The sequence below is a fragment of the Hassallia byssoidea VB512170 genome, assembly GCF_000817785.2.
Classification (GTDB): domain Bacteria; phylum Cyanobacteriota; class Cyanobacteriia; order Cyanobacteriales; family Nostocaceae; genus Hassallia; species Hassallia carrinoi.
On sequence record NZ_JTCM02000001.1, the window covers coordinates 156,021 to 182,270 of the forward strand.

General features: G+C 42.1%; 24 protein-coding genes. 15 read left to right on the forward strand and 9 right to left on the reverse strand.

What is annotated here, in order from left to right; all coding sequences use genetic code 11:
* Nucleotides 1-410 precede the first annotated feature (410 nt).
* From PI95_RS00775 to acs, 3 genes are all read right to left on the reverse strand, one after another.
* Nucleotides 411-731, reverse strand: a complete 321-nt coding sequence (locus PI95_RS00775; RefSeq protein WP_039752984.1) for a helix-turn-helix domain-containing transcriptional regulator — start codon at nt 729-731, stop codon at nt 411-413.
* Nucleotides 703-1,047: a type II toxin-antitoxin system RelE/ParE family toxin gene (locus PI95_RS00780; RefSeq protein WP_039752982.1), complete on the reverse strand. Its 345-nt coding sequence runs from the start codon at nt 1,045-1,047 to the stop codon at nt 703-705. Before PI95_RS00780 ends, PI95_RS00775 begins: the two co-directional genes overlap by 29 nt.
* Nucleotides 1,048-1,184: 137 nt before the next feature.
* The gene (gene acs / locus PI95_RS00785; protein WP_039752981.1) at nt 1,185-3,158 is read right to left on the reverse strand and encodes an acetate--CoA ligase; all 1,974 of its coding nucleotides are present in this window, start codon (nt 3,156-3,158) and stop codon (nt 1,185-1,187) included.
* A gap of 90 nt (nt 3,159-3,248) precedes the next feature.
* On the opposite strand from acs, the gene PI95_RS00790 reads away from it, so the two are divergent.
* From PI95_RS00790 to PI95_RS00805, 4 genes are all read left to right on the forward strand, one after another.
* On the forward strand, nt 3,249-3,491 hold the full coding sequence (locus PI95_RS00790; protein ID WP_163518476.1) for a hypothetical protein: 243 nt from the start codon (nt 3,249-3,251) through the stop codon (nt 3,489-3,491).
* A 209-nt stretch (nt 3,492-3,700) separates the two neighbouring features.
* Nucleotides 3,701-4,345: a hypothetical protein gene (locus PI95_RS00795; RefSeq protein ID WP_039752979.1), complete on the forward strand. Its 645-nt coding sequence runs from the start codon at nt 3,701-3,703 to the stop codon at nt 4,343-4,345.
* A 224-nt stretch (nt 4,346-4,569) separates the two neighbouring features.
* Nucleotides 4,570-5,001, forward strand: coding sequence for a hypothetical protein (locus tag PI95_RS00800; protein ID WP_052325778.1), 432 nt, complete (start codon nt 4,570-4,572; stop codon nt 4,999-5,001).
* Between the two features lie 112 nt (nt 5,002-5,113).
* Nucleotides 5,114-7,387: a tetratricopeptide repeat protein gene (locus PI95_RS00805; protein WP_163518477.1), complete on the forward strand. Its 2,274-nt coding sequence runs from the start codon at nt 5,114-5,116 to the stop codon at nt 7,385-7,387.
* Nucleotides 7,388-7,625: 238 nt separating this feature from the next.
* Here the strand turns inward: PI95_RS00805 and PI95_RS00810 are convergent, their stop codons facing one another.
* Complete coding sequence (locus PI95_RS00810) at nt 7,626-7,970, reverse strand: hypothetical protein (protein WP_039752978.1); 345 nt, start codon at nt 7,968-7,970, stop codon at nt 7,626-7,628.
* 388 nt (nt 7,971-8,358) lie between these two features.
* On the opposite strand from PI95_RS00810, the gene PI95_RS00815 reads away from it, so the two are divergent.
* The 6 genes from PI95_RS00815 to PI95_RS00840 all read left to right on the forward strand — a co-directional run bounded on the left by PI95_RS00815 (nt 8,359) and on the right by PI95_RS00840 (nt 13,115).
* Nucleotides 8,359-9,051 (forward strand): hypothetical protein, encoded by a 693-nt coding sequence (locus PI95_RS00815; protein WP_201280246.1) that lies wholly within the window; start codon nt 8,359-8,361, stop codon nt 9,049-9,051.
* Nucleotides 9,052-9,116: 65 nt separating this feature from the next.
* Nucleotides 9,117-9,551 carry a hypothetical protein gene (locus PI95_RS00820; protein ID WP_039752977.1) on the forward strand — a complete coding sequence of 145 codons (435 nt, stop codon included), beginning with the start codon at nt 9,117-9,119 and terminating at the stop codon, nt 9,549-9,551.
* 446 nt (nt 9,552-9,997) lie between these two features.
* The gene (locus tag PI95_RS00825) at nt 9,998-11,251 is read left to right on the forward strand and encodes a hypothetical protein (protein ID WP_052325777.1); all 1,254 of its coding nucleotides are present in this window, start codon (nt 9,998-10,000) and stop codon (nt 11,249-11,251) included.
* A gap of 33 nt (nt 11,252-11,284) precedes the next feature.
* Nucleotides 11,285-11,956 carry an OmpA/MotB family protein gene (locus PI95_RS00830; RefSeq protein ID WP_039752975.1) on the forward strand — a complete coding sequence of 224 codons (672 nt, stop codon included), beginning with the start codon at nt 11,285-11,287 and terminating at the stop codon, nt 11,954-11,956.
* Between the two features lie 25 nt (nt 11,957-11,981).
* Nucleotides 11,982-12,167 carry a hypothetical protein gene (locus tag PI95_RS00835; protein WP_163518479.1) on the forward strand — a complete coding sequence of 62 codons (186 nt, stop codon included), beginning with the start codon at nt 11,982-11,984 and terminating at the stop codon, nt 12,165-12,167.
* Nucleotides 12,168-12,383: 216 nt separating this feature from the next.
* The gene (locus PI95_RS00840) at nt 12,384-13,115 is read left to right on the forward strand and encodes a TerC family protein (protein WP_039752974.1); all 732 of its coding nucleotides are present in this window, start codon (nt 12,384-12,386) and stop codon (nt 13,113-13,115) included.
* On the opposite strand, the gene PI95_RS00845 is transcribed toward PI95_RS00840, so the two are convergent.
* Together PI95_RS00845 and ndk are read right to left on the reverse strand one after the other, a co-directional pair.
* On the reverse strand, nt 13,068-13,334 hold the full coding sequence (locus tag PI95_RS00845) for a hypothetical protein (RefSeq protein ID WP_163518481.1): 267 nt from the start codon (nt 13,332-13,334) through the stop codon (nt 13,068-13,070). The two genes, PI95_RS00840 and PI95_RS00845, sit on opposite strands and share 48 nt — an antisense overlap.
* 8 nt (nt 13,335-13,342) lie before the next feature.
* Nucleotides 13,343-13,792 carry a nucleoside-diphosphate kinase gene (ndk, locus tag PI95_RS00850; protein WP_039752973.1) on the reverse strand — a complete coding sequence of 150 codons (450 nt, stop codon included), beginning with the start codon at nt 13,790-13,792 and terminating at the stop codon, nt 13,343-13,345.
* Between the two features lie 234 nt (nt 13,793-14,026).
* On the opposite strand from ndk, the gene speA reads away from it, so the two are divergent.
* Entirely contained in the window at nt 14,027-16,045 is a 2,019-nt protein-coding gene (gene speA, locus PI95_RS00855) for a biosynthetic arginine decarboxylase (RefSeq protein WP_039754047.1), read from the forward strand.
* Between the two features lie 182 nt (nt 16,046-16,227).
* On the opposite strand, the gene PI95_RS00860 is transcribed toward speA, so the two are convergent.
* From PI95_RS00860 to PI95_RS00870, 3 genes are all read right to left on the reverse strand, one after another.
* A complete protein-coding gene (locus PI95_RS00860; RefSeq protein WP_039752972.1) occupies nt 16,228-17,397 on the reverse strand; it encodes a nucleotidyltransferase family protein in 1,170 nt (389 codons plus the stop codon).
* A 491-nt stretch (nt 17,398-17,888) separates the two neighbouring features.
* Nucleotides 17,889-18,692 carry a segregation/condensation protein A gene (locus PI95_RS00865; RefSeq protein WP_039752969.1) on the reverse strand — a complete coding sequence of 268 codons (804 nt, stop codon included), beginning with the start codon at nt 18,690-18,692 and terminating at the stop codon, nt 17,889-17,891.
* A 52-nt stretch (nt 18,693-18,744) separates the two neighbouring features.
* Nucleotides 18,745-19,125: a lipopolysaccharide assembly protein LapA domain-containing protein gene (locus PI95_RS00870; RefSeq protein WP_039752967.1), complete on the reverse strand. Its 381-nt coding sequence runs from the start codon at nt 19,123-19,125 to the stop codon at nt 18,745-18,747.
* A 1,277-nt stretch (nt 19,126-20,402) separates the two neighbouring features.
* On the opposite strand from PI95_RS00870, the gene hepC reads away from it, so the two are divergent.
* The 4 genes from hepC (at nt 20,403) to PI95_RS00890 (ending at nt 26,197) form a co-directional block, all read left to right on the forward strand.
* Complete coding sequence (hepC, locus tag PI95_RS00875) at nt 20,403-21,251, forward strand: heterocyst development glycosyltransferase HepC (protein ID WP_039752966.1); 849 nt, start codon at nt 20,403-20,405, stop codon at nt 21,249-21,251.
* A gap of 299 nt (nt 21,252-21,550) precedes the next feature.
* Nucleotides 21,551-23,401 carry a heterocyst formation ABC transporter subunit HepA gene (gene hepA, locus PI95_RS00880; RefSeq protein ID WP_039752965.1) on the forward strand — a complete coding sequence of 617 codons (1,851 nt, stop codon included), beginning with the start codon at nt 21,551-21,553 and terminating at the stop codon, nt 23,399-23,401.
* 191 nt (nt 23,402-23,592) lie between these two features.
* The gene (locus PI95_RS00885; RefSeq protein WP_163518482.1) at nt 23,593-25,014 is read left to right on the forward strand and encodes a glycosyltransferase; all 1,422 of its coding nucleotides are present in this window, start codon (nt 23,593-23,595) and stop codon (nt 25,012-25,014) included.
* Between the two features lie 22 nt (nt 25,015-25,036).
* On the forward strand, nt 25,037-26,197 hold the full coding sequence (locus PI95_RS00890; protein ID WP_039752963.1) for a glycosyltransferase family 4 protein: 1,161 nt from the start codon (nt 25,037-25,039) through the stop codon (nt 26,195-26,197).
* The last annotated feature ends 53 nt before the right edge of the window (nt 26,198-26,250 follow it).

Below are 26,250 nucleotides of genomic sequence, written 5' to 3' on the forward strand. Positions count from 1 at the left end.
CACCTATTTTTTGATGGAAACAAAAGCGGTAATTCTGATAACTTTGAAGGAAGAAGTCCGTGTATGTATCCATACCACTTTTCAATTCATCCGTAAATAGCTTTGTGAAAATATTCAGTTGTTAGGTGAATCACTTGATATACACGTAATTGGGAACGCGGTAATCAAAGAAAATTATTACTTGATTACCGACCTCATAAATAATAAAAGTGTTCCAACGAATCGGATTTTATGCGATCGCTACACTAAAGTAGTGTCATAGTTGCTATTTCTAGTTAAAACTATATTTCTCCAGAAAAATATTTATAATTTTAAAGATTTAAGTTAAATAAAATACAATTATATTGCTATATGACTATGTGATAATTCGTGGAATGTGAGTTATGAGCGATCGCATTCTTACCACCGCATCAATCTTTCGGTACTAAGGCAATCCGATATCCAAGAGCATCCAAAAACTCAATCAAAGTGTAAATTTCACTTCCACCAGATTCTGACAGCATCTTATCAAGCTGTTCATAATGCAGTTTAGCTTCTTCTGAGAGATTATCTGACAGCAAACGCGCATCAACCACATTTTTCAACGCCGATCGCAATAGTTCAGGTTCACGACCTTCTTCTTCTAATTCCAACATAACCCCAATATATGCAGCAGCATGTTCAGGATCTTTAAGAGAAGAAATTAAATAATCGTGGTAACTGCTACTTGTTGGTGCTTTCACTTCTTTCATAATCTCTCCAATATTCCCTAGCTGTAAGAATGTCTTGCTCTTGCATACTTTTATCTCCACCAGAGAGTATAACTATTATCGTTGATCCTATTTGCCCAAAATAAACGCGGTAGCCAGGACCATAGTCAATTCTCAGTTCAAAAACTCCTTCACCTACTGAGCGATAATCTCCCAAGTTACCTGACCTGACTCGTTCAAGCCTCTTTTCTATTTTAACTCTGGCTCTCATATCTCTTAAACAATCAAGCCATTCTGCAAAAGGACTTCTTCGGTCTGCTGTTTGGTAGTTCCTAATCTCTCTTGGTTGGACTTCCACTCTTTAACTGTCAATGCTTCATAACTTAACTTACTTGAAAACGCTCTCCCTTAAAAATATGAATTTGCATTCTCACGCCAAGACGCAAAGACGCTCTTTTAATTCTTTGCGTCTCTGCGACTTGGCGTGAGACTTTCTTAACCTTCTCCCCGCAGCTTATCCAACACACTGCGATCTTCTAAAGTCGAAGTATCCCCCGATACCTCTTCCCCCGCAGCTAGATTTCGCAGCAATCGCCGCATAATCTTACCCGATCGCGTCTTCGGCAAAGCATCAGTAAAGCGAATTTCTCCCGGACGAGCGATCGCGCCAATTTCCTGAGCAACGTGCTTTTTCAACTCCTTACTCAATTCCTCACTCGCCTGAAAACTGCCTTCCAAAGTCACAAAAGCAACAACTTCCTCACCCTTCAATTCATCCGGTTTACCCACCACCGCAGCTTCAGCCACCGCCGGATGAGACACCAACGCCGATTCAACCTCCATCGTCCCCAAACGATGCCCTGAAACATTCAGCACATCATCTACTCGTCCCATTACCCAGAAATACCCATCTTCATCCTGCCGCGCACCATCGCCAGCAAAGTAGATATAATTGCCATCTTTGGGGGGGATGTGTTCCCAATAAGTGCGGCGGAAGCGTTCTGGATCGCCGTATACAGTCCGCATCATACCGGGCCAAGGATGACGCACCGCCAAATAACCGCCTTCGTTATTCGGTACAGAATTGCCTTCTAAATCTACAACATCCGCAAGAATTCCGGGGAAAGGACAAGTTGCGGAACCGGGTTTAGTGGGAATTGCTCCTGGCAACGGCGTAATCATAATACCGCCTGTTTCCGTTTGCCACCAGGTATCCACAATTGGACAGCGTTCCCCGCCTATTATCTTATGATACCACATCCAAGCTTCCGGGTTAATCGGTTCGCCAACAGTTCCCAGCAAACGCAGCGAAGACAAATTTCGCGCTTTGGGATGTTGTTCGCCCATTTTGATAAAAGCACGAATTGCCGTAGGCGCAGTATAAAAAATATTTACACCGTATTTTTCAATTACATCCCAAAAACAGCCTGGATTTGAAGCACGCGGCGCACCTTCATACATGACGCTGGTTGCACCGTTGGAAAGGGGACCGTAGAGAATGTAACTGTGTCCCGTAATCCAACCGACATCAGCCGTACACCAATATACATCAGTATCTTGCAAGTCGAAAATCCATTTCGTGGTGATGTGAGTGTATAAGTTATAACCACCCGTTGTATGCACAACGCCTTTTGGTTTGCCAGTACTACCAGATGTGTAAAGGACAAACAGCATATCTTCGCTGTCCATCGGTTCGGCAGGACAATCGGCTGAGGCATCTTTTTGCAAATCGTGCCACCAGCGATCGCGTCCCCCTAACTGCATATAAATATCTTGTCCGGTACGCTTGACAACGATGACGTTTTCTACACTGGGGGCAGCACCATCAGCCAAAGCTTTGTCAACTTGTTCTTTGAGAGGAACGATCGCATCTTTTCTGAAACCACCATCAGCAGTGATTACTAGTTTAGCTTGGGCATCGATCAGGCGATCGCGTAAAGCTTCCGCACTGAAACCACCAAAAACGACGCTGTGAGGTGCGCCAATTCTCGCACAAGCTAGCATTGCGATCGCCGCTTCGGGTATCATTGGCATGTAAATACCAACGCGATCGCCTTTTTGTACTCCCAACTGCTTGAGAACATTGGCAAACTGGCAAACTTCTCGATGCAATTGCGCGTAAGTGAGAGTGCGTGAGTCTCCTGGTTCTCCTTCCCAAATCAGTGCAGCTTTATTTTTGCGCCAAGTGGTGAGGTGTCTGTCAAGACAATTGTAAGAAATATTAATCTTACCGCCGACAAACCACTTCGCAAAAGGCGGTTGCCAATCTAGCACCGTGTCCCATTTTTCAAACCAGTGCAACTCATTTTCAGCCAATTCTGCCCAAAATGCTTGCGGGTCAGCTTTAGCTTTGTCGTAGAGACGCTGATAGTCTTCTAAACTTTTGATTTGGGCATTTTGGGAAAACTCAGTTGGTGGGTGGAATAAACGCTTTTCTTGGAGGATTGATTCTATCGTGGGTTGAGACATAATGCGATCGCTAATTAATATTGTTACTGCAAACTATTCTGTACGCAGATTTGCTAAAAGTGTTTTGATTTTCGTAAAGATAAGGGAAAAATGGCATTGCATCGAGTCACAATGGCATTGCATCGAGTCACAATGGCATTGTATCGAGTCACAATGGCATTGCATCGAGTCACAATGGCATTGTATCGAGTCACAATGGCATTGTATCGAGTCACAATGGCATTGTATCGAGTCACAATGGCATTGTATCGAGTCACAATGGCATTGCAGGGTGTTGCTAAGTTTAATTTGCTACAAATTAATCAAATGCTGTACTTAGCGATCATTTATTAATCTCGCCAGATTAAATTTGAAACCCTATTTTTAGATTAGTCCGCGCAGGCGGACTTTGTTTGTGTAGCCGCGATTTTAATCGTCGGGGTTTCATGAAATTATTCTCTTCCCAGAGTCATAGAAGAGGGTTAGTATGCATTGGCTAGATAGCTAATGCGGATGTAAATTGCGAGAATATGAGATTAGTATAAATCAACCTATCAGCACCTATGACACTCACCGTAGAAGCGAGTAACCTATCTTTAAACGACGTTCATCGCTTGCTGAACCTGGAAGAACAGCCAATTGGCTCAACAGACTACTTAACTTTACAACCTCTGACTGAGTTTGAACAGCAAGATTTATTGCGGATTAGCAACGACTTTGAACGTTACCTAGCAGCGGGAAAAGTTTCGGAAGGATTAGTTAAATTTTTAACTCTTGCCCCATTAATGCGATTGGCTGGATTTTATGATGTGCTGATTCGCTTGACGATGGAGGATGTAATTGCTATTTCCATCGAAGATGAAAATACAAATATTAAAGGACGCATGGATATTTTAGCAATCAACAACGCTCAGGCAATTACTATGCCGCCTTTTTGGATTTTAGTAATTGAGACGAAAAATAGTTTAGCTGACGTGCTTCAGGGTTTACCACAACTGCTAACCTACGCTTATAAAAGTTTAGAACAGCAAGAATCTGTATGGGGATTGATAACGAATGGACTGCGTTATCAATATGTTTATCTTAGACAAAGTACACCACCAACTTATCAGTTAATGCCATTACTGAATTTGAATGAATCTCCAGATGCAATTGAATTATTGCAAGTTCTCAAAGCCATTTGCCAACTGCCAGATTTTCAGTTGTGAGAAATAGGCGATCGCTCTCGTTGAATATAAAGCGTATTGCAAGTTGCAGGAGGTACACCCCACCCACGAAGAAAGCGCACCCTCCCCGCAAGCGGGGAGGGTTGGGGAGGGGTTCTTCTCTACCTCACGCCCGTTGAAATCTGCTGTAAACTTAATATATTTTCCGAAATTAGCGCAGTCAAGCTGGTAGTATGCTGTGTAATTGCGCTTTACGAAAGTAGCTTATGGAACCGTTAACCGCCGGTGCGATCGCCCTAGGACTATATATAGGCGGCAAATTTGCTGATTGGGGTATAGAAAAGGCTTTTGATGCAGGGCTTGATTATGCCAAACAAAAGCTGCAAGCAAAATCGCCTGATACCGTAGCGACTTTAGCAGCTTTACCAGCAGGGCGAGAAGATATTGGTGTCGCTGTTTTAGAGATAGAGAAAGCAGCGCAAGCAGATCCAGAGATAAAAGCGGCAGTGGAAGCTTTGGGAAATGATGTAAACCAAGCCGCAAAGACAAATCCTCAACTGGAGAAGGCTATTCAAGATTTAACACAGATGGTGCAGGCACAACGCCCAGGAATCATTAACGAAAATTGGCAAGGGATAAACATTAAAGGCGGAGATACCACCATTAATAAACCTAATTTCGACTTTCGCAGCAAATAAATACCTATCCTGGCGTTGCTGAAGCGCGGATATGAAATTGAAATATTCAACATCTGAAACTCTTACTCTTTGCGCCTTTGCGCCTTTGCGTGAGGCTAATTCATACACACTCATGACTAACAACGAAAATTGGCAAGGTCTAAATATTAAGGGCGGAAGTGTCAGCATCCATAACCCAAATTTCCATCTTGGGCAATCCCAACGAACTCCTCCACCAAATCCTATAAAATATATTCCTAATCGAGGCGTCGCTAACTTTGTTGGACGACAGCAGGAACTCACCACGCTGCATGAAAAATTGCAGCAACCTGGTACTGTGGCAATTTCGGCAATAGCGGGTATGGGTGGAATCGGCAAAACCGAACTGGCAACGCAATACGCTCTACAATATCAACAAGATTATCCTGGGGGTATTTGCTGGTTAAATGCGAAAAAATCGAATCTGGCAGCGGAGATAATAGAGATTGTCCAGTTACACATGCAGGAAGTACCCCAAAAACAGGGGGAAAGACCGCTGACTCTCCAGGAACAGGTAGCCTGGTATTGGCAAAACTGGCAACCAGCAGAAAAGCTGGTGTTGGTAGTATTAGATGATGTGACTGATGAAAATTGGCAAAGTTGTCAAACGCTACTACCAACAACTAACCGCTTCCGCGTATTGCTGACAACCCGCTTGCGAAACCTCGACAATGTGCAGGAAATACCTCTGAATGTACTACCACCAGATAAAGCTTTGGAATTGCTGACATTAAATGGTGAAAAATCGGTTGATGCCGAAAAATTGTGCGAATGGTTGGGATATCTGCCCTTGGGGTTGCAATTAGTACGGCGGTATTTACTCGAAAATCCAGATTTATCTCTAGCAGAGATGTTACAAAGGCTGCAAGCGCAGCGACTGGAAGACGAAGCAATAAACTTCTCAACGCGAGGGGTGAAAGCCGCATTTGAATTAAGCTGGCAACAACTCAACCCGATAACCCAGCGTGTGGCAGCGTATTTGAGTTTATTTGCCCCAGATGTTATTTCTTGGAAATGGGTAGAATCTGCAACTGATTTGCTTAATTGTACAGAGTCAGACATTAACGAAGCCAAAAAGCAACTTTACAAGCGTTATTTAATTGAAAGGCTGCAAGAGAAACAAGCTTGCTACAAAATACATCCTTTAATTCGGGAATTTCTCAAGGCAAAGTTAGCAGCATTAGAAAACACAGATGACTTACGAAGAAATTTTGCGGCTGTATTTATAGAAATCGCCCAGGAAATACCCGAAACACCCACTCTTGAGGACATCAAGTCAGTGCAAGATGCCATACCCCATTTAACAGAAGTGGCACAAAATCTCATTGATGCGGTGAGTGATGAAGATTTAGGTTCGGTTTTCCTCGGTTTGGGCAGATTCTATGAAGGACAGGGTTTGTATGCGATCGCCGAACCTTGGTACAAGCAGTGTGTAGAAGTAGTCAAAGCCAGTCTGGGAGAAGAACATCCCGATGTAGCCATGAGCTTGAACAACTTGGCACTACTCTACTCTGACCAAGGACGCTACAGTGATGCCGAACCGCTGTTAATCCAAGCTTTAGAACTTAATAAACGCCTGCTGGGAGAAGAACATCCCGATGTCGCTACCAGCTTGAACAACTTGGCACTACTCTACTCTGACCAAGGACGCTACAGTGATGCCGAACCGCTGTATATCCAAGCTTTAGCACTGCGAAAACGCCTGCTGGGAGAAGAACATCCCCATGTTGCCACCAGCTTGAACAACTTAGCACTACTCTACAATTTCCAAGGACGCTACAGTGAAGCCGAACCCCTGTATATCCAAGCTTTAGCACTGCGAAAACGCCTGCTGGGAGAAGAACATCCCGATGTAGCCATCAGCTTGAACAACTTGGCAGGACTCTACAATTCCCAAGGACGCTACAGTGAAGCCGAACCGCTGTATATCCAAGCTTTAGCACTGCGAAAACGCCTGCTGGGAGAAGAACATCCCGATGTTGCCATGAGCTTGAACAACTTGGCAGGACTCTACAATTCCCAAGGACGCTACAGTGAAGCCGAACCGCTGTATATCCAAGCTTTAGCACTTTTTAAACGCCTGCTGGGAGAAGAACATCCCCATGTAGCCATGAGCTTGAACAACTTGGCACTACTCTACTCTGACCAAGGACGCTACAGTGAAGCCGAACCGCTGTATATCCAAGCTTTAGCACTGCGTGAGCGGGTTTTGGGGTTTAATCATCCAAATACGGTTACTGTCCGTGAAAATTTGGCAGATTTACGGGCTGAGATAAGTGCTAGTCATGAAAATGTCACAAATTCCTCGACTGAGGAAAAGACTAGCAATTCCTGGTGGGGAAGGCTTCTGGAGTTTTTATGGGGGTAGCCGCTACGCGAAATGCCAAATTCAAACTTGGTAAACCGCGCATTTTATGACTTTATAAGGCTCATAGTTGAAAGTTCATATCCAAGCCCGATTGATATCATGTCCGCTTGATTACTTGCTAAACCCGCAGAACCCCACCCCGCCAAAGCAAAGCTTTGTCTCCCCTCCCCGCTTGCGGGGAGGGGATTAAGGGGTGGGGTACAGAGATTTTTACTAGCTTTTACGATAAATAATGATATTAAGGCTGATTGTCGAGGTTCTGAGGCTCATCCTGTCGTAATTTTACCAGAAAATGCGCCCAAATTGCCAGGTTAGTCAGTTTACATCCGCCATAACTAAGTAAAGTTTTGCGTAAAAGCGCAGCGTTTTTAAATGCAAGGGGATGCATTGGCATTGCATCGGGATGCATTGGCATTGCATGGCGATGCATTGGCATTGCATCGGGATGCATTAAGATTGCATCGGGATGCATTAAGATTGCATCGGGATGCATTAAGATTGCATGGCGATGCATTAACATTGCATCGGGATGCATTAAGATTGCATCGGGATGCATTAAGATTGCATCGAGATGCATTGGCATTGCAGGGTATTGCCAAATTTAACAAAGCGATCAAATTAATGAAATACTGTACTAATACCGTTTCTATATGAAGATGCGTCTAATTAACCCACGCAGCTTGAATCTGGTAGGGTGCGTTATGGACTTTAGTCCTAACGCACCGAAAATCTGGTAGGGTGCGTTAGCCTACGGCATAACACACCCTACAAAACTATATGAAGATGCGTCTAAGATCGCCCACGCAGGTGGGCTTTGTTCGTATAGCCCCAGGCTTCCAGCCTGAGGGTAAATAAAGCGCAACCTCACAATGAACAACATTAAAATATATTTTTTTTAAACGGAAATCTTTTTGGCAACAAATCAGTATAAATTTATAATAGAGCTTTTGTTACTGAAATTAGGGCATCGTTTGCAAGCAAAAGAGATTAAGGAGAAGCTAAAATTTCTCATTGAGCAAGCCTCCTCGCTAGACCCCAATTTAGCGAGAAGATTAGATGAAATTAATCGTTGGGTAAAAGATATAAAAGTTGGTTCGCTGACTGCGAAACCATTTGTCCTTGCTTTTCTCTTAGAAGTGATAGCAGATTCTACTGTTTGGTTGGTGATTCAATCTTTACCTACTGAAGAAGAACAACAAGCAAAGTTTGACCAAATGACACCTACTGAAAGATATTGGTATCAGTATCTTTTTCCCAAATGGCTAAATGAAACAGACCCAAAGTTTTGTATTTGGCGACAAAAATTAATGACGGGGGAGTTTAATCGAGCCGATAATGATATCATTAAATTAATAGCTAAAGATATTGTCCGTCGAGAGGGAAGTTTTTGGCAGCGTTATATTGCCGACCTTTCTATGGCAACAGATTTAATTATCAGCAACAGTCAACAGAAACCACTTTGTATTCAAGTTACCAGCGTCTCAGAAGAATTGAATCAGCACAAGTATCAATATTGGAAAAATACACTTGTATTGTGGGAAATAGAGAGAGGACTGTTTTTTAGTTACAATCCGGCAGAAGCTAATTTTATCAACCAATTAGTTAACGTGGCGCTATTTAACAGCGCTTATCTTTCTGGCGGAAAGTATTTAAAATATTTTTAAGATTGTCAAAAGTTAAATATTAACGTTTTTTAAACACACATAATAATCAACTCATAGCATAATTTATGCCTAACCAACGACAAAGTAACGGCAACCAACAAGTGGATAGATTTTCGGAAGCTTTAGCTACAGCACGAAACATGCAGCAGGATTGGCTAAATTATGGAATTGATTTTGTCCATCTTTATGTTGAAGATGTGCATGGAGATTGGTTGGAAAGGTGGGGAGAAGAATCAACTTTAGACACGATTAAAGAATTTTTGGTAAGTAATGATGATGTAGCAGTGAGGGTGAGGCAGATATTAGGAGAACGTTCTTTGTTTGATATTGCAGTCAACTTAGAAGAATGTCTTAGCCTGAGCGAAGAAAATGACAAGTTATATGCTGTCATAAATCTCTTAGCTGGCAGCGAAAATAATTATGATGCTCGTGAAATAGATGATATCGAGTTATTGAATTTAGCAAATAGTCTGCTGTCAAAGTTAGCAGAAATAATGTAGAGACGTTTCATGAAACATCTCTACAGTAACTTTTACGCTCTTCTAAACGTTAGACTTTTAAGTAAAATATACTCTTAATTCGTAGTGAGCGGTTTACCGCTCATTGCTTCTATTTTAAGCGGCTCTATCCGCTTACCTCACATCTTGCACCTACACCCTAGAAGGGTGAGGCTATACAAACAAAGCCTGCCTACGCAGGCTGCAAATCCTTGTTTATTAGTGCGCTCAGTCTCGAAAAAATGTTTTTATTATAACTACCTTAAGCAGTATTAACACGTTGGTGCAAGATATGAATTACTACGTTTAGGAGCATTTATTTATACTTGAGTATTGAGAAGCGATCGCACTCACCGCGTCAAAATTTGCTATTTTATCGCCAAAGTTAGATCAGCCTTATTTGTGGGAAAAATAAGTTTGTTGAAAGCTTTAATCACAAGGGGTGTTGCGTGAATTTAGCACAAATTTGGGACATAATTTGGCAGAACGAGCCTTTTCATTGGGCAACTGCCATTGTATTATTTGTGGCAACTATTGTTGAGCTTTACACATTATGGCAGTATTGGTATTCAGAATGCGGAGAAACAGCAGTTGCAATTCAGAGTTTGAAAAATCCGAAAAAAATTCAAAAACAGGATAATTTCAAGCTTCATCACTGGAAAGAAGAACATCTACAAATTAAAAATGGCAAATTCATACTTACAAAGTATCCAGTTGTTTTAGCGCGTCCAATACCTCGTAGTTCCCTGCGCTTCGTGACTACCTTGTGTACTGCAATCGGTGTTTTGGGAACATTTTATGGTATTCAACAGGGGTTACAAGGAATCAATTTAGATACAACAAGTTCCCAGCAGCTAATGAGTTCTAGTAAGGAATTATTGGTGGGAATGAAAACAGCTTTCTCGACTTCCTTAATGGGACTTGGTTCTGGTAGCTTGTTCACGATAATTTTGTTTATATGTGATTCGCTACGTCAGAAACGACGTGATGATTTAAGACATAAATTGAAAGCGATCGCCATAGAAACAACAGACAACGCTAACTATGAAGTAGCACAAGTTCTTAGCCTTGTAGCAGACAAGTTTACACAGATAAACTTAAGTGCTGAAGCTATTGGAGAAGCAGTAGGACAGCAGATGCAGTCAGTTATTTTACCAGCACTGCGAGGAATATTACAAGAGCAACAAAAACTCAGAGAACTTGAAGAGAACCAGGGACAAAGAGTTTTAGAAGAACTTATTAAAAACTTGCGAATTGAGGTATTTGAACCGATAGGCGATCGCTTAGATAAAAGTGCAGAATTAACTCAGCAAGCTTCCGAAGCTGTGCTAACTCTCCACAAAGATTTGGCAAGTTCTATCGTCACAATTCAAAACTTTCAAAAAGAGACTTTAGTTAGCCTCCAAGACTTCGCTAACAATCTCAAACAAACTTTGAATCAATTTCAAACAGATACAAAAGGTGTTTTAGAACAAACCGCTCACGATATTAATCGAGCTATCGAGCAAAGTATTCAAGGAATGACATCTCAACAAAGTGCTTTTGAAACAAGTGCAGAAAATGCGGCTGATACATTCCGAGGAATTAGAGAGGAACTGGAAACAGCGTTGCAAAGACGCGCAGAAGTAGAAAAGCAAATGCTTCAAGCTACTCGGACTGGAATTATCCACATTCTCGCACAAGCAAATACAACAAACAAATAGCAGACTAACATATAGGTAACGGTAATAACCATCATGAATGATTTCACAAAAGGCGATTTTTTTGAATCAGAAATTGCTGAGGATGATGATTCTAGCATCTATTTATCTATTGGCGATTTGATGTCAGGTTTGCTGATGTTTTTTATGCTACTTTTTATCACTGCGCTACTCCAGCTTGCAGAGAAAGATGCACCAAAACGAGTGGTAATCGGCAATGTTGTGGGACAAATGAAAAGTAACAACATTAATGTCAAAGTCAACCCCGAAACAGGAGATGTAAGTATCCAAGAATCGATTTTGTTTGCGAAGGGAAGTACCGAACTGAAACCCGAAGGTAAAGACTTTCTGCGCGGCTTTATTCCTGTTTACAGCAGGGTGATTTTCTCCAAACCTGAATTTGAGAAAGAAGTTAGCCGCGTAGTTATAGAGGGTCACACCAGTTCTGAAGGAGACTACCAAACTAACTTACAACTTAGTTTACTGCGTTCGGCTTCAGTTTATCGGTACATTTTCTCGGAAATGAATTTTCCAACCTTAGTACCTTTAAGCCAAAAAATATTAGCCGCCGGTCGTGGAGAAATAGAAGCTGATAAAACTCGCGATAACCCAAGCGATCGCAAGGTAGTTTTTCGCTTTCAATTTCGTAGTGATGATTTAGCTGAAAAATATCGTCAAAATCCTTCTGGAGAGGAAAAAAAGCAATAAAGCTTAATGATTTATAAATAATTTTATGGCAGAAGCGATCGCACTGGCTCATGTTGTTAAGGTAAGCTGTAGGCGATCGCACAGAATTAGGGATGTAGGTTTTAGGCGATCGCGTTACCTTCACAATACGCAAAAATTGGCATTGCATAATGGTGGGATGAATCGTAGAGACGTTCCGACGGAACGTCTCTACAATACGTTCAATTTTTGACATGTATCACAAAATCATCCCGAAAATACGCAACGCCCAAAAATTTTTAGTGAGAGTAAAATCCGCGCTTGCGTGCCGTCAAATCGCGCATAGCGCATAAACAGAAATCACCCGCTTGCCTGTTAAGCTGTATTAAAGAGGGAAATGAATCTTTATTTTCAATTTACACTTGCCCTTATACTGACTTTTTCAAGGTGCGGTTTAAAAAAAATCTGAATGTTAGACCAAATTTTTGATTATCTTCACTTTCACTTCAGCGTCGAAGCGCCTCTAGTCTTACTCGTTCTGATTTTACTAGAGGCTGTACTATCTGCTGACAACGCGATCGCCCTCGCTGCGATCGCTCAAGGACTCGAAGACAAAGAACTCGAACGTAAAGCACTAAATGTCGGCTTAGTCGTTGCCTACGTGCTACGCATCAGCCTAATTCTTACCGCAACTTGGGTGCAACAATTTTGGCAATTTAACGTATTGGGTGCTGCTTACTTGCTATGGCTGGTATTCCAACATTTTACCTCAGAAGAAGGCGAAGATAACCAGCATCACGGTCCGCGCTTTAACTCATTATTGCAAGCGATCCCCGTGATTGCTTTCACGGATTTAGCATTTTCTTTGGATAGTGTGACAACAGCGATCGCAGTTTCTCAAGAAAAATGGTTGGTACTCACAGGGGCAACTATTGGTATTATCACCCTGCGATATATGGCGGGTTTGTTTATCAAGTGGTTGGATGAGTATGTCTATTTAGAGGACGCAGGCTATATCACTGTAGCGTTAGTAGGTTTGCGCTTGCTCCTGAAAGTCGTCAACGATAGCTTTGTCCCGCCAGAATGGGCGATGATTGGTGCGATCGCCCTCGTTTTTGCCTGGGGCTTTTCTAAGCGCACTACCCCAGAATTATCAGAAGAACCGGAAAAGAGCGAAGTAGTGGAAGGGAGTAGGGAGTAGAAAGTGGGGAGTGGGGAGGAGCCAGTGCGTTGGACGGGTTCCCCGGCTTGAAGCACCTGGCGTTGGGGAGTAGGGAGAGGGGGGGATGGGGAGAGGGGGGGATGGGGAGAAAGAATTATTCTCCTTGTCTCCTTGTCTCCTTGTCTCCTTGTCCCCTTGTCCTGCCCCATTCCCCATTCCCCATTCCCAATTCCCCATTCCCCATTCCCCATTCCCCATTCCCTAAATTACTCGTGCAACCAACGCATAATATCGGGTTGCCAATCGACTAATTCATCTTCCTTAAACCACAGGGAAACTTCCTTTTGGGCGGTTTCCGGAGCATCGGAACCGTGTATGATGTTGCGACCAATATTTACGCCGAAATCGCCCCGAATTGTCCCTGGTTCCGCATTCAGAGGGTTTGTAGCGCCAATTATCTTTCTGGCAGAGGCGATTACGCCATCACCTTCCCAAACCATCGCTACCACCGGTCCAGAGGTGATAAACTCCACCAACCCAGCAAAAAAGGGTCTTTCGCGGTGAACATCGTAGTGCGCTTCAGCCAATTCCCGACTGGGTTTGAGAAACTTCAAGCCAACCAGAGTAAAGCCTTTCGTTTCAAAGCGACGGATAATCTCACCCACCAGTCCGCGCTGCACCCCATCAGGCTTAATTGCTAAAAATGTGCGTTCCATTGTCATCTCCTCAAACTTAACGAATTTGTTAGTAGTCCATAATCTAAAGTCCAAAGTCTAAAGTCAAGAGTCCAAAGATTGACCATTGACCATTGACTGTTGACTGTTGACTCTTGACCAATGACCAATGACCAATCAGAGTTTATCTTAGAAATCATCTCTGGGTGCATATGCGTTGCTTTGTTAATGCGTTAAATTGATTACTTGTGGGTGACACACAGAGGTCAGGAAGAAATGCGTGTTGAGTTAACTGGTGCATCGGAAGAGGTGGTGCAACCTCCGGCTAATGGACATAAAGCTGAAGTGAAGAATCAAAAGCAAAAAAAGCTGCTACCACCAAGTACCACTAGCGAGGCGCCTCGCGGAAACTGGAAAATTGAGGATAGTGAAGCCCTTTACCGCATCGAAGGTTGGGGACAGCCTTATTTTTCGATTAGCGCGGCTGGTCATATCACGGTTTCTCCCAAAGGCGATCGCGGAGGTTCTCTAGATTTATTTGAATTAGTCAATGCCCTAAAGCAGCGTAATTTAGGCTTACCTTTGTTAATTCGATTTTCCGATATTTTGTCAGACCGGATTGAGCGATTAAATGCATGTTTCGCTAAAGCGATCGCCCGTTACAACTACCCTGGCATTTATCGTGGCGTGTTTCCCGTCAAGTGCAACCAGCAGCGGCACTTAATTGAAGATTTGGTAAAATTTGGCAAACCGCATCAATTTGGCTTAGAAGCAGGTTCTAAGCCAGAGTTAATGATTGCTTTAGCTATGCTGGATACACCGGGAGCATTGTTAACTTGCAATGGCTACAAAGACCGGGAATACATCGAAACCGCGATGTTGGCTCAAAGACTAGGGCAGACCCCGATAATCGTCTTAGAACAGATTGAAGAGGTCGATTTGGTAATTGATGCCAATCGCCAGTTAGGAATTAAACCAATTTTGGGAGTTCGTGCTAAACTCAGTACCCAAGGCATGGGACGCTGGGGAACATCTAGCGGCGATCGCGCTAAATTTGGTTTGACAATGCCGGAAATTATCGATGCAGTTGACAAGTTACGCCAAGCTGATTTGCTCGATTCTTTGCAGTTGTTGCACTTCCACATCGGTTCGCAAATCTCCGCCATTAATGTAATTAAAGATGCCATTCAAGAAGCCAGCCGCATCTACGTAGAATTGGCGATGCTGGGAGCTGACATGAAATATCTTGATGTCGGCGGTGGCTTGGGTGTAGATTACGACGGCTCGCAAACCAACTTCTATGCCTCGAAAAATTACAACATGCAAAACTATGCCAACGATATCGTGGCAGAGTTAAAAGATACCTGTGCCGAACGGGAAATAGCCGTACCAACACTGATTAGCGAAAGTGGACGAGCGATCGCCTCCCATCAATCGGTGCTAATTTTTGACGTTCTCAGTACCAGCGAGATTCCCCTCGACCCACCAGAACCCCCAGAAGAAGGAGAATCCCCGGTTATTAATTACCTTTGGGAAACCTACCAAGGCATCAACAAAGAGAATTTTCAAGAGTTCTACCACGATGCCGCTCAATTCAAAGAAGAAGCCATCAGCCGCTTTAACTTGGGAATTTTGCGCTTGAGAGAACGAGCCAAAGCAGAGCGGCTCTACTGGGCTTGTTGTCATAAAATTCTTGACATTACCCGTCAGCAGGAATACGTACCCGACGAGCTGGAAGACCTAGAGAAAATCATGGCTTCCATCTACTACATCAATCTTTCAGTGTTTCAATCAGCACCAGATTGTTGGGCGATCGACCAACTATTCCCGATCATGCCGATACACCGCTTGGGAGAAGAACCGACGCGGCGAGGGATTTTGGCGGATCTTACCTGCGACAGTGACGGCAAAATAGACCGCTTTATTGACCTGCGCGATGTCAAGTCAGTTTTAGAACTGCACAACTTCAAACCAGGAGAACCTTACTATTTAGGGATGTTCCTGAATGGAGCTTACCAGGAAATCATGGGCAATTTGCATAACTTATTTGGCGACACCAACGCTGTTCATATCCAACTAACCCCCAAAGGTTATCAGATTGAACACGTCGTCAAAGGTGACACCATGAGCGAAGTAGTCAGCTACGTGCAGTACGACTCCGAGGATCTGGTAGAAAAAATCCGCCAGCGTTGCGAACACGCTTTAGAAGAAAATCGCATCACCCTAGCGGAATCTCAGCGACTGCTACAAACTTACGAACAGAGTTTGCGGCGGTACACATATCTTAATGGTTAGGGAATGGGTAATAGGTAATTGGTAATTGGTAATTGGTAATTGGTAATTGGTAATTGGTAATTGGGAATAATTCTTCCCCTTTCCCCGGAAGAAAATCCCCATTCCCCATTCCCCATTTTCCATTACCCATTACCCATTACCCATTACCCATTCCCCATTCCCCATTCCCCATTCCCCATTCCCTAACTGCCGTTTGTCCCCAACAACTCAGCGATCGCTTGCCGTTCAGCTGGGGTATGAGATGGTAGTGCTTGACGAGCATCGGTAATTAACCAGTCTAAAGCCGCAGCTTTGACATCTATCGACGCGCCAGTTTTATCAACGCAGTAACGCCCATACACCAGCTTATCAACCAAGCTTACCCCAGGACCCAGGCGCGAGTATTCAAAAATCACGCTGTTGTCTACGGTTGCCCCACTACATACCCAGCAATTCGGACCAATCATCGTCGGTCCGACAATTTTTGCGCCGTCTTCTATCCTGGTCATGCCACCGATGTAAACAGGACCTGTGATATCCACTTTGTCCCAATTTACGGCAACATTTAAGCCAGTGTAGATTCCTGGAGCAACTTCGTGACCGGGAATTTGCACGTTTTTAATTTCGCGTAGCAGCACACCGCGAATCGCTCGCCAATAGTCTGGTACTTTACCAATATCTACCCATTCAAAGTCCATCGGAATGGCGTAGAAGGGGGCAGCTATTTCTACCAATTTGGGAAACAATTCGCCACCGATGTCGTACTCTACGCCGGAGGGGATATAATTAAATACCTCTGGCTCAAAGATGTAAATACCCGTATTGATATTGGTACTCTTAGCTTCTTCTACTGACGGTTTTTCTTGGAATGCTTTGACGCGACCATCTTCATCGGTGACGACCACACCGTAACTAGAAACTTCTTCGAGTGGGACAGATTTGGTAATAATGGTAGCGATCGACCCTTTGGATTTATGCCACTTAACCGCAGCTGATAAATCTAGGTCAATCAAAGCGTCGCCGCACAACACTACAAAGGTATCGTCAAAAAACGGCGAGAAGTCTTGGATACGCCGCATTCCGCCAGCCGAACCAATAGCTTCCCCTACCAGTTTACCTTCGTCATCAATTCGCCCTTCAAAGGAATATGCAATCTGCACGCCAAACCGCTGACCATCACGGAAATAGTTTTCAATTTCTTCAGCCAAATGGCTAACGTTAACCATAATTTGGTCAAAGCCATGCTGACGTAACAGTTCTAGTAAAAATTCCATCACTGGCTTTTGCAGGATGGGAATCATCGGTTTGGGAGTTGTGTAGGTAATCGGACGCACGCGAGTACCTTTACCCGCAGCGAGAATCATCGCCTTCATAAAAGTTTATTCCTCAACCACAAGCCAGTTTACTTTGATCGAATGATACTTAATCATCAGTTTAATTTTGCTCTAAGTCATCCTTAAAAGCACTCGATACACGAATGTTCGCTTTAGGTGTAAGCATAGGCTCTCGCAAGATGACAAGCGATCGGTTATCTTTTCAATTTACTCGGATTTTGGGGTTTGCATTTATCAAAATCTGTAAATCATCTATGTTCCTCCCCTTACACTTGCACCAACTAGTCCTGAAAGAACTGCGTACACCTGTAATTATGAAAATCCCTTCTTCCCAATCATAGGCAGGTGCAGATAGCGCATCACGCGCCAGCTTTTCGCTCTTAAGCTTAAAAGCGAAAACGGTAGAAGTGGAAAATACGCAACGCACTGCCTCCCCTTTCCCCTTTTTCCTTTCCCCTTTCCCCTTTCCCCTTTTTCCTTTCCCCTTCCCCCTTCCCCCTTTCCCCTCTTTCTGCGTCAGGTACATTCGATCAGGTATTGGGAGAATTTGAGAGTAAGCGAATTTTAATTTCCTGGTAGAATTCTTCTTGACATAGCTCTACCTTAGATTGAGCCGACAGCAATAGTAATGCCCAGAAAACGCTGACTAGATGACTGTGTTTTGATTTATGTGCCGAACTGTTGTGATATGGTTTCTTTGTCTGAGTCCACAATTCTACTAACTGTTCCAAATTCAACCAATTTTCTGACAAGCACAATTTTGTGGCTGACAGATGCAATACTTCCTCCAGTTCTTGTGCCACTTCCGTCAGATTTTCCTGGTGAGCTAACTCTAGTGCTGCCCGCATACTTTGGATGCTGGGCTGACGCCGGGGACGGATAGGTTTGCTGACTTTCTGTACAAGTTTGAGTTGATTCTCCATGATCTGCAATTGCTCGATCAACTCTTGCAGAGTCACGCGGCGTTTTGGCGGTGGCATCGCTGCCGGACGACGGCGCAATGCCCGTTCTAATGGCAACCGATGAAGAGAATATACTAACCCCGGATCGTTGTCTTTTTGTACATCATCTAGTACAACGTCTGGTTCATCTGCTGCTGCTTGCATTTGGATCAAGGTGTTTGCCTTGAACAACACCAGCATCGATGCTGACAAAAAAGCCTGCCCGGATTGCGATAAATCAGCTTCATAGCCTATGCGTGTTGTCTCCGGTGCCATTAATTCTAAGTAACGGTCAATTACCTCAATTACCTGCACATCCCAAGGGTCAATTTCCCCTTGTTCGGCTTGGTGAATCAGGTGTGCAATTGTTTCCAATAGCTCGCGTAGATCCATCAACAAGTCCTAAGTAAGTCGGTGTTTTAGTGGATAAATAGTCCCTGTAGACTTATTGGACGTTGCTAGAGCGCGTGTTCGGCACATTCGTCTCTGTTTCTTTTGTTGAGGAATCAGACGAAGGAGGTAGCGCAAGTTGTAAAGATTGAACTTCGGCTTGGTACTGTTCAATTTTCGACTCTAGTTCTTGAATTCGGACATTTTGTTTGCGTTGTGGACTAGACAATAGTTGTCGCTGCAATTGTGTCCACATACTAAATAGCCACGCAAAAACTGCGCCTAAGCCAGTCGCTAGTAGCAACTCAACTGCTATCGGTGCTTGTACCTGTACTCCAGGAACAATATAAATTGTTGCTAGTTTGGTGTTCTCTATAGTAAATAAAGCCAAAGCTAAACAAAAGATAAAAATTATTAAAAAGTTTACTTGTTTCATTTTTGACTGATTTCTACGTAATTAATGAGCTGCTAATACTGCCTTGACATTGGCAATCAATATTATTCTGAATTGTCAGTGGCGATTGTGCAACTTTTGATTGGTGGCATTTTTAATAATTGCTTTCGTTGCACGTCTACAATTTTCTGGGGATACAAATAAATCAGTATAACATGCTATTTTTATACTATTATTTGGAGAAAATGCAGTAACTTAAATAACCTAATTTACTAGTTATAGGTGTTTTTAGCAAGGTAGATAATAAAATACCCACTATACTTAGTTTTATGCGTGAGAGCGCCTCAAGAGAGGAAATTTTACCTTAGGGTAGGTAAAATTGTAGATAAAGTATAAAATATAACTTTTATACGCAGATTGCTTCAAGCGATCGCGCAAGTGCCAGAAAAAATTCTACCAAAAGATAGTAGTTTAGGGAGCGAAAGCAATGATACCTTTAATATGGGCAATATTAGCATTTTTTCAGATTTCGGCTAAATGTTAATAATTTTACAAAGAATATTTCAGCGATAAAAACATTTTCATCGGTAGGGGGCTGGGAACCTCCTTCGTTTATTGCTACTTACTCGGTATTGTTTGCTTGCAATCCTACTCTCAAGTAGACCACATCAGGAAAGAGTAAAACAGGAGTAAACGTAATTAAGCGCGTCTTCTCTTGAGAATTCTTCTTTTTTCTAATGCTCCTGGTATCGGCTTTGTAAAAGAGCGAAAATCAAATCAGATGAATATATAAAGTTTTTGTGTATTTTCTGGTTGATTGAGCGTTATAGATTGTATTGGTGCTTTGTTAATTAAGCTTATGTTTGATAGTCATTCATACAATCATGTTAGAATTACTTACCAATATTAATAAAAGGCTTATTGGGTAGATCTACGATAGTGGATTCATATGAACTTAATAATTCTCTGAGAAACAGACGGGCTATTTAAAGAGTAAATAAAGAATCTATCTAAACATTGGTCATTTTTACAGTATCTTATATTCTAGATATTGAATCCTCCTCCAAAAAGCTAGAACAAAAAAGTGGAGTTATTTTTTTAGATTTATCTAAGAACTAGCATTGTTACTTTTTTGTACATTTTTTAGAAAAAGTTTTGAAAGATGTGCATTTGCCTATAAAGCAAGTTATAGTTTCATGTTTTCCACCTAATTAACATCACCTTTTTGGAGCATAAAGCAAGATTTGGCAAGAGTATTTGGCATTGATAGTCCTATGATGTCAGGTCGGCAATCTACCACTGTATAAGCTCAAAAACATATGACAATTTCGATAATTCCGCCTTTAGAGAATTACTATACTGTGACCAAGCAAGACCAGGATCGTAGTTCATACTGCACACTCCAGTGGCGAAGGGGTCAATTGTTGGTGAAAGCTCCTGGACAAGTTTTGCAGCCATATCTGCCTTCACTGGATAAAGAGCAATCCTTGGTAAAGTGCTTAGAACATTCGCCAGTAAGTTTGGTTCGCATAGATCCAAAGCTGGGTGAGTACTGGCTAAAAGTTTGGGCAAGTGCGTGTGAACAAGCGTCGAAGCCAATATTTTTACGCATACCCTCTGCCGAACAGCTGTCCAAACAAGGTAGTCCGTGGAGATCGTTGCAACGGCTATTTGACTGGATTGTTGCCTTAGTATTTTTGCTTGCAGTCAGTCCCGTAATGCTGATATTAGTTTTGCTGATGCGTGTTTACTCCCCAGGAGCATTTTTTGAGCGTGAGTGGCGCGTAGGAAAACGCGGTAAACTGTTTCGGGCGATCAAGTTTCGCACAACTGCGGTAAACAAAAAAACCCTAGAAGATAAAGCGATGTCTGACTCAAGTCCGCTTTGCGTTTACGCTTGCGCCAACAATTTCTCTCTCACAGAAGATGAGCAAAACGTCACACGCCTAGGGCATTGGATGCGTAAATACAATATAGATAATCTACCACAGTTATTTAATGTTCTCCAGGGCGAAATGAGTTTAGTCGGACCGCGTTGCTGGACTTTGGAAGAAGCTGTGCGGTTAAGTTCGGAAAAACAACGAGAACTCAATAAACTGCCAGGAATTACAGGTTCTTGGGAGGTAGAGACATCAAACAAGTTGCATTTGGATAGTCAAACATCGTGATTTACTTATGATGTAAGACGTTTACGTAGGATACTAGTTATTCAATGTGTAAAGTTTTCAATCCATGCGGGTCGGATCGTAAAGCAAATGTGTCAAAAATTAATTGATGGCAGTTATAGTGGTTGCTTCCACAAATTCACACCCTGCAACTTTATTCTTGTCCTGACATATCCAAAGCTTTCTGTACCAATGTGCGGTAATTGATGACTTCATTTGCCGCGCTATTTCCTAAGCAAGTTTTTTGTATAGTACTGAGATCGCTTTGTCTACCTTGATAAAATATTGTATAAAAAATACTTATGATTTTAAAACTTTCGCAATCATTTCGCAATTTGTTTAAGACTACCAAGTTTTGGGAGAAAAACTATTTAATCTTGCGAGAGTTTAAACACTTTCGTAAAATCACCATTCTGGCTTTAGTTTTTTCATTTTTGGGTGCAACATTTGAGGGTTTTACTATCGGTTTTCTGTTGCAGTTTTTGCAAGGGTTAACGACTCCAAATGCCAAGCCAATTCAGACAGGAGTTGCCTGGTTTGATATCTGGGTTCTGGCTTCTAATGCATCACCGATTCATCGTCTATACCAAATATCTATTTTAATTTTATTGAGTACCTGGATTCGGGCAGGATTCAATTATTTGGCACAGGTATACACTGAGTTAGTACAGTTACATCTGGGCGATCGCTTGCGGAGGCGAATTTTTGAACAGCTGCAATCCTTGCCACTCAGTTACTTTTCTAAAACTCGTACTGGCGAACTTCTTAATACCATTACAACAGAAATTGAGAGGATAAAGCAGTGGTTTAGTGGTGCAGCTTTTCTGCTAACCAGAGCAATAACAGCTACTGTCTACTTTATCTCAATGTTTGTGCTGTCCTGGCAGCTTTCTATTATTTCATTGTTACTATTTACCTTGGTGGGAGTGGGATTGTCAACCCTGAATGCCAGAGCGCGAGAAACAAGTTTTGCAGTTTCGACTGCTAACGGTCAATTTACTTCAACAGCAATGGAATTTATTAACGGTATTCGCACCGTGAATGCATTTGCTACTCAAGAATTTGAGCGCCGGCGCTTCCAGAAAGCTAGTGATAATGTAGTAAGTGCCTCAACGAAAGTTGTATTAACTTTTGCAATGGTGAGACCTCTGGCAGAAGGTATAGCCAGCACGATTCTCATCGGTATGATTATTTTTGCGTTTACTATTTTTGTTGTTAATGGAACACTACAAGTTGCTTCATTACTGACATTCTTCTTTGTATTGTTTCGGATCGTGCCAATCGTCCAGGATTTTAATGGAGTCAGAGCCGGTCTTAGTACACTGCAAGGTTCAGCAGATAATATTAAAGAGCTTTTGAGAACTGACAATAAACATTATTTGCAAAACGGTACAATTCAATTTGCTGGCTTAAAGCATTCCATTGACATAGTATCTGTGGATTTTGGCTACGATCCCAGTCATCTAGTGCTGAACAATGTTACCCTTACCATTGAACAGGGAAAAACCACAGCGTTGGTAGGAGCAACCGGTGCTGGTAAAAGTACGCTGATTGATTTAATTCCCCGATTTTACGATCCTACAGAAGGTCATGTGCTGATTGATGGAGTTGATTTGCGGCAGTTTGAAATCAACTCACTGCGGAGCAAAATGGCTGTGGTCAGTCAGGATACATTTATTTTCAACACTTCTGTCTGGAATAATATTGCTTACGGTACACAAGGGGCAACTCAAGCTGAAATCAAAGAAGCAGCTCGACTAGCAAATGCATTGGAATTTATTGAAGAGATGCGAGAAGGTTTTGAGACACAATTAGGCGATCGCGGAGTTCGATTATCTGGAGGACAACGGCAGCGGATTGCGATCGCTCGTGCTTTATTGCGCGATCCAGAAATTCTGATTTTGGACGAAGCAACCAGTGCCTTAGATTCTATGACCGAGCGCTTGATTCAGGAGTCTTTAGAAAAACTTTCTCTAGGTCGAACAGTAATTGCGATCGCTCACCGTCTCTCCACCATCGCTCAAGCAGATAAAGTCGTAGTACTCGAAGGAGGACGTATAGTAGAGCAAGGCAAATATCAAGAATTACTACAGCGACACGGCAAGCTTTGGGAATATCACAAAACACAATATGAAATGGGTCAAGTAGAGTAGCTACCTTACAGCTCTTTGGGCAGCCTGCCAAATCGAGAAATTGACGTTCTCTAAAATGCAGAACCTTTATCAAACAAGGTTCTGCATTTCCCAAAGTCCTCGTCCCCAAGCGAATAAATTTAAATAATACTTAGATCGCATTCCCCAAAACAGGGTGTTATTATATTTATCAAAAATTAGTAATAATAGTTATGACAAAATCAATTTCTTCTAAAAACAATACTTATTTTACTACATCCAATGTCGCTTCAAAATCGCCACATGCTCAAACACTTTTCTGTATAGCCCATGACCTACCACCCTTGAGGGAACCGATTGCCATCAGAGCAAAAAAATTGTTAACACAATTCCAAAAACATTGGCAAATTAATATATTAACTGGGACAGAAAATGGTTATTTGAATGAAGCAGCTAGCGTCGAATTTGTTAAAAGCTGGTATCCAAAACGTTTAATTGAATTTATCGGCAAGCTGAAACTAGATAAATTATTAATGTTCTTGATATGGCCAGATAGCAAAATTTTTTGGTTTATTCCGGCATTAATAAAAGGGTATCAGTTAATTAAGCGGCAGAAGTGTAGCGCTATTTTTGTATTTATGATGCCTTACTCAGCCGGTTTAGTAGGAATTGCTCTGAAGTGGCTTACAGGTTTGCCTTTAGTGTTGAGCTTGGATGACTCGCTTAGTTGCACTGATATGCATCCAGTTTCTGCTAGTTGGCTGCATCATCAGCTAGAACGATGGTTAGAAAATTTTTATGTGCGTCAAGCTGATGCAATAGTTTACGTTTCCCAATTTAATCTGGAACTTGTCAAAAAACGACAACCGAAATCCCAACAATCAAAGTTTCACTTGATTCGTTGCGGTGCCGATCCGTTAGATTTTTCCACCCCCGTTGATTCGGTAGTTAGCGAATCGTTCAAAATTGTTTATACTGGCGGCATGAATGGCTGGTATGACTTTTATCATCGCCCTGAAGAACACACACTACCTAAAAAACTTTACAGAGCTTGGATGAAGTTAGGCAGCTATGAAAGGATAAAAATCGATTACCGCAGTTCGAGTCCGATTTTTATTGGCAAAGCAGCGCAGCAAGCGATGTCCCAAAATCCTAACTGGGAGAACAAGATTCATGTAAAAATCTACGGAAACAGCTTCCCGGAATCTGTAGTACAAAAGGTATTGCAAAATCAAAATCTGACAGATGTCGTTTCTGTTTTCGGTGCTTTACCCCACTCCCAAGCAATTCAAAATGCCAGACAAGCAGACCTTTTACTGATAACTTTGCCCAATCGAGCAGACGGATCTTCTGGAGGACGGATTTCATGTAAAACTTACGAATATCTGATGAGCGATCGCCCAATTTTAGCAGCAGTACCTAAAGGTGAAAACTGGGATTATTTAAAGGATAAACCAGGAGTTTGGCTAGTTGAACCAACAGATACAGAAGCAATGGCTCAAGTAATTGCCCAAGTAGCCGCAGCAAAATTTTCAGGTAGTCCCCTGACATTCGATCGAACTGCTCTTCAACAAGAACTTAGCTACATAAACTTAGTTGAAAATTACTTCCAAATTTTAGACAAACTTTGCTCAAATTCAACCGTTACTAACTAACTGACAATGTAAAAAGTTAATCATGAAAGTTATTCTCACTTGCAACACAGGCTTAGGTACAGGAGGACAGGGAGTTTGTTTAGCAAATGCAGCAGCAGGTTTTAACGAACTAGCAGATTTAACTGTAATTTGTGCAGATGTTAAAACACCTCAAACCGATTTCTCAGTTTATCCCGTCGGTTATTCTGCATCGAGCAGACGATTGCTTGCCACCCCCCTGCTACGTCGTCGCAATGATTGGGCTGTACTGTTGAGCGATTTATATTTTGACAAACAAGTAAGCAAAAAATTACAACTCCTTCCCTGCGATTTAATTATGGGGGTAGCAGGTCAAACTCATCTAGCTTTTAAAACAGCTAAAGCAAAAGGTGCGAAGGCTTGGCTATATTGCCTCAATAATTATCTTCCCTTCATGCAGGAACAAATTCAGCAAGAACTACAGTTTCTCGGAGAATCTACTGTAGCAACCATGAATCCAAAGATGCTGCAACGATTTTCACAGGAGTGCAAACAAGCTGATTTAATCGTCGTTCTTTCAAAGGTTGCCAAACAAACATTTATTGATGCAGGGTTTTCGGCAGATAAGATTACTGTTCTTCCTCCATTTATTAATACTGAAAGGTTTTATCCCTCTCTTAAAACGGACTCCACTTTTCGCGCACTTTATGTAGGTACTATTGAACCGCGTAAAGGTGTTCAGTATTTAATTCCTGCCTTTTTGCAAGCTAAAATACCTAATTCGGAATTGTTATTAGTTGGAGGTACATCGACTCGTAAAATGCGACTTTTAGTAGAGAAAACACTAAGTCAAAATTCTCATATTAAACAGGAGTTTTGGAATTTTAATAGCCAAGATCCCCAACAAGTCTTTAGTCGGTGTTCAGTATTCATTTTGCCTTCTGTTGAAGATGGTTTTGGATTGGTAGCACTCGAAGCAATGGCGTGCGGACTTCCTGTAATTGTTACTTCTCATTGCGGTGCTGCTGACTTGATTGAAGATGGCGTTAATGGATTTATTGTACCACCCAGAGACGAAAAAGCTATTACCGAAAAACTAGATTTTTTAGCTGCTAACGAATCGATTCGCATAGAAATGAGTAAAGCAGCGAGAAATACTGCCGTTACATATACCCAGGAACTTTACAAACAGAATTTATGTCAAATATTTGACAATTATTTATAGCTAGTGCAAAAAAGTAAGTTTTAGTGAAAAATAAGGAAATATAAGTGCTTAAA

Excerpts from the sequence above, each read along its gene's own strand:
- PI95_RS00775 (WP_039752984.1), bottom strand. The coding sequence starts at position 731 with ATGAAAGAAGTGAAAGCACCAACAAGTAGCAGTTACCACGATTATTTA.
- acs (WP_039752981.1), bottom strand. The coding sequence starts at position 3,158 with ATGTCTCAACCCACGATAGAATCAATCCTCCAAGAAAAGCGTTTATTC.
- PI95_RS00790 (WP_163518476.1), top strand. The coding sequence starts at position 3,249 with ATGGCATTGCATCGAGTCACAATGGCATTGCATCGAGTCACAATGGCA.
- PI95_RS00795 (WP_039752979.1), top strand. The coding sequence starts at position 3,701 with ATGACACTCACCGTAGAAGCGAGTAACCTATCTTTAAACGACGTTCAT.
- PI95_RS00800 (WP_052325778.1), top strand. The coding sequence starts at position 4,570 with ATGGAACCGTTAACCGCCGGTGCGATCGCCCTAGGACTATATATAGGC.
- PI95_RS00805 (WP_163518477.1), top strand. The coding sequence starts at position 5,114 with ATGACTAACAACGAAAATTGGCAAGGTCTAAATATTAAGGGCGGAAGT.
- PI95_RS00810 (WP_039752978.1), bottom strand. The coding sequence starts at position 7,970 with ATGCCAATGCATCTCGATGCAATCTTAATGCATCCCGATGCAATCTTA.
- PI95_RS00820 (WP_039752977.1), top strand. The coding sequence starts at position 9,117 with ATGCCTAACCAACGACAAAGTAACGGCAACCAACAAGTGGATAGATTT.
- PI95_RS00830 (WP_039752975.1), top strand. The coding sequence starts at position 11,285 with ATGAATGATTTCACAAAAGGCGATTTTTTTGAATCAGAAATTGCTGAG.
- PI95_RS00835 (WP_163518479.1), top strand. The coding sequence starts at position 11,982 with ATGGCAGAAGCGATCGCACTGGCTCATGTTGTTAAGGTAAGCTGTAGG.
- PI95_RS00840 (WP_039752974.1), top strand. The coding sequence starts at position 12,384 with ATGTTAGACCAAATTTTTGATTATCTTCACTTTCACTTCAGCGTCGAA.
- PI95_RS00845 (WP_163518481.1), bottom strand. The coding sequence starts at position 13,334 with ATGGGGAATGGGGAATGGGGAATGGGGAATTGGGAATGGGGAATGGGG.
- ndk (WP_039752973.1), bottom strand. The coding sequence starts at position 13,792 with ATGGAACGCACATTTTTAGCAATTAAGCCTGATGGGGTGCAGCGCGGA.
- speA (WP_039754047.1), top strand. The coding sequence starts at position 14,027 with ATGCGTGTTGAGTTAACTGGTGCATCGGAAGAGGTGGTGCAACCTCCG.
- PI95_RS00860 (WP_039752972.1), bottom strand. The coding sequence starts at position 17,397 with ATGAAGGCGATGATTCTCGCTGCGGGTAAAGGTACTCGCGTGCGTCCG.
- PI95_RS00865 (WP_039752969.1), bottom strand. The coding sequence starts at position 18,692 with ATGGATCTACGCGAGCTATTGGAAACAATTGCACACCTGATTCACCAA.
- PI95_RS00870 (WP_039752967.1), bottom strand. The coding sequence starts at position 19,125 with ATGAAACAAGTAAACTTTTTAATAATTTTTATCTTTTGTTTAGCTTTG.
- hepC (WP_039752966.1), top strand. The coding sequence starts at position 20,403 with ATGACAATTTCGATAATTCCGCCTTTAGAGAATTACTATACTGTGACC.
- hepA (WP_039752965.1), top strand. The coding sequence starts at position 21,551 with ATGATTTTAAAACTTTCGCAATCATTTCGCAATTTGTTTAAGACTACC.
- PI95_RS00885 (WP_163518482.1), top strand. The coding sequence starts at position 23,593 with ATGACAAAATCAATTTCTTCTAAAAACAATACTTATTTTACTACATCC.
- PI95_RS00890 (WP_039752963.1), top strand. The coding sequence starts at position 25,037 with ATGAAAGTTATTCTCACTTGCAACACAGGCTTAGGTACAGGAGGACAG.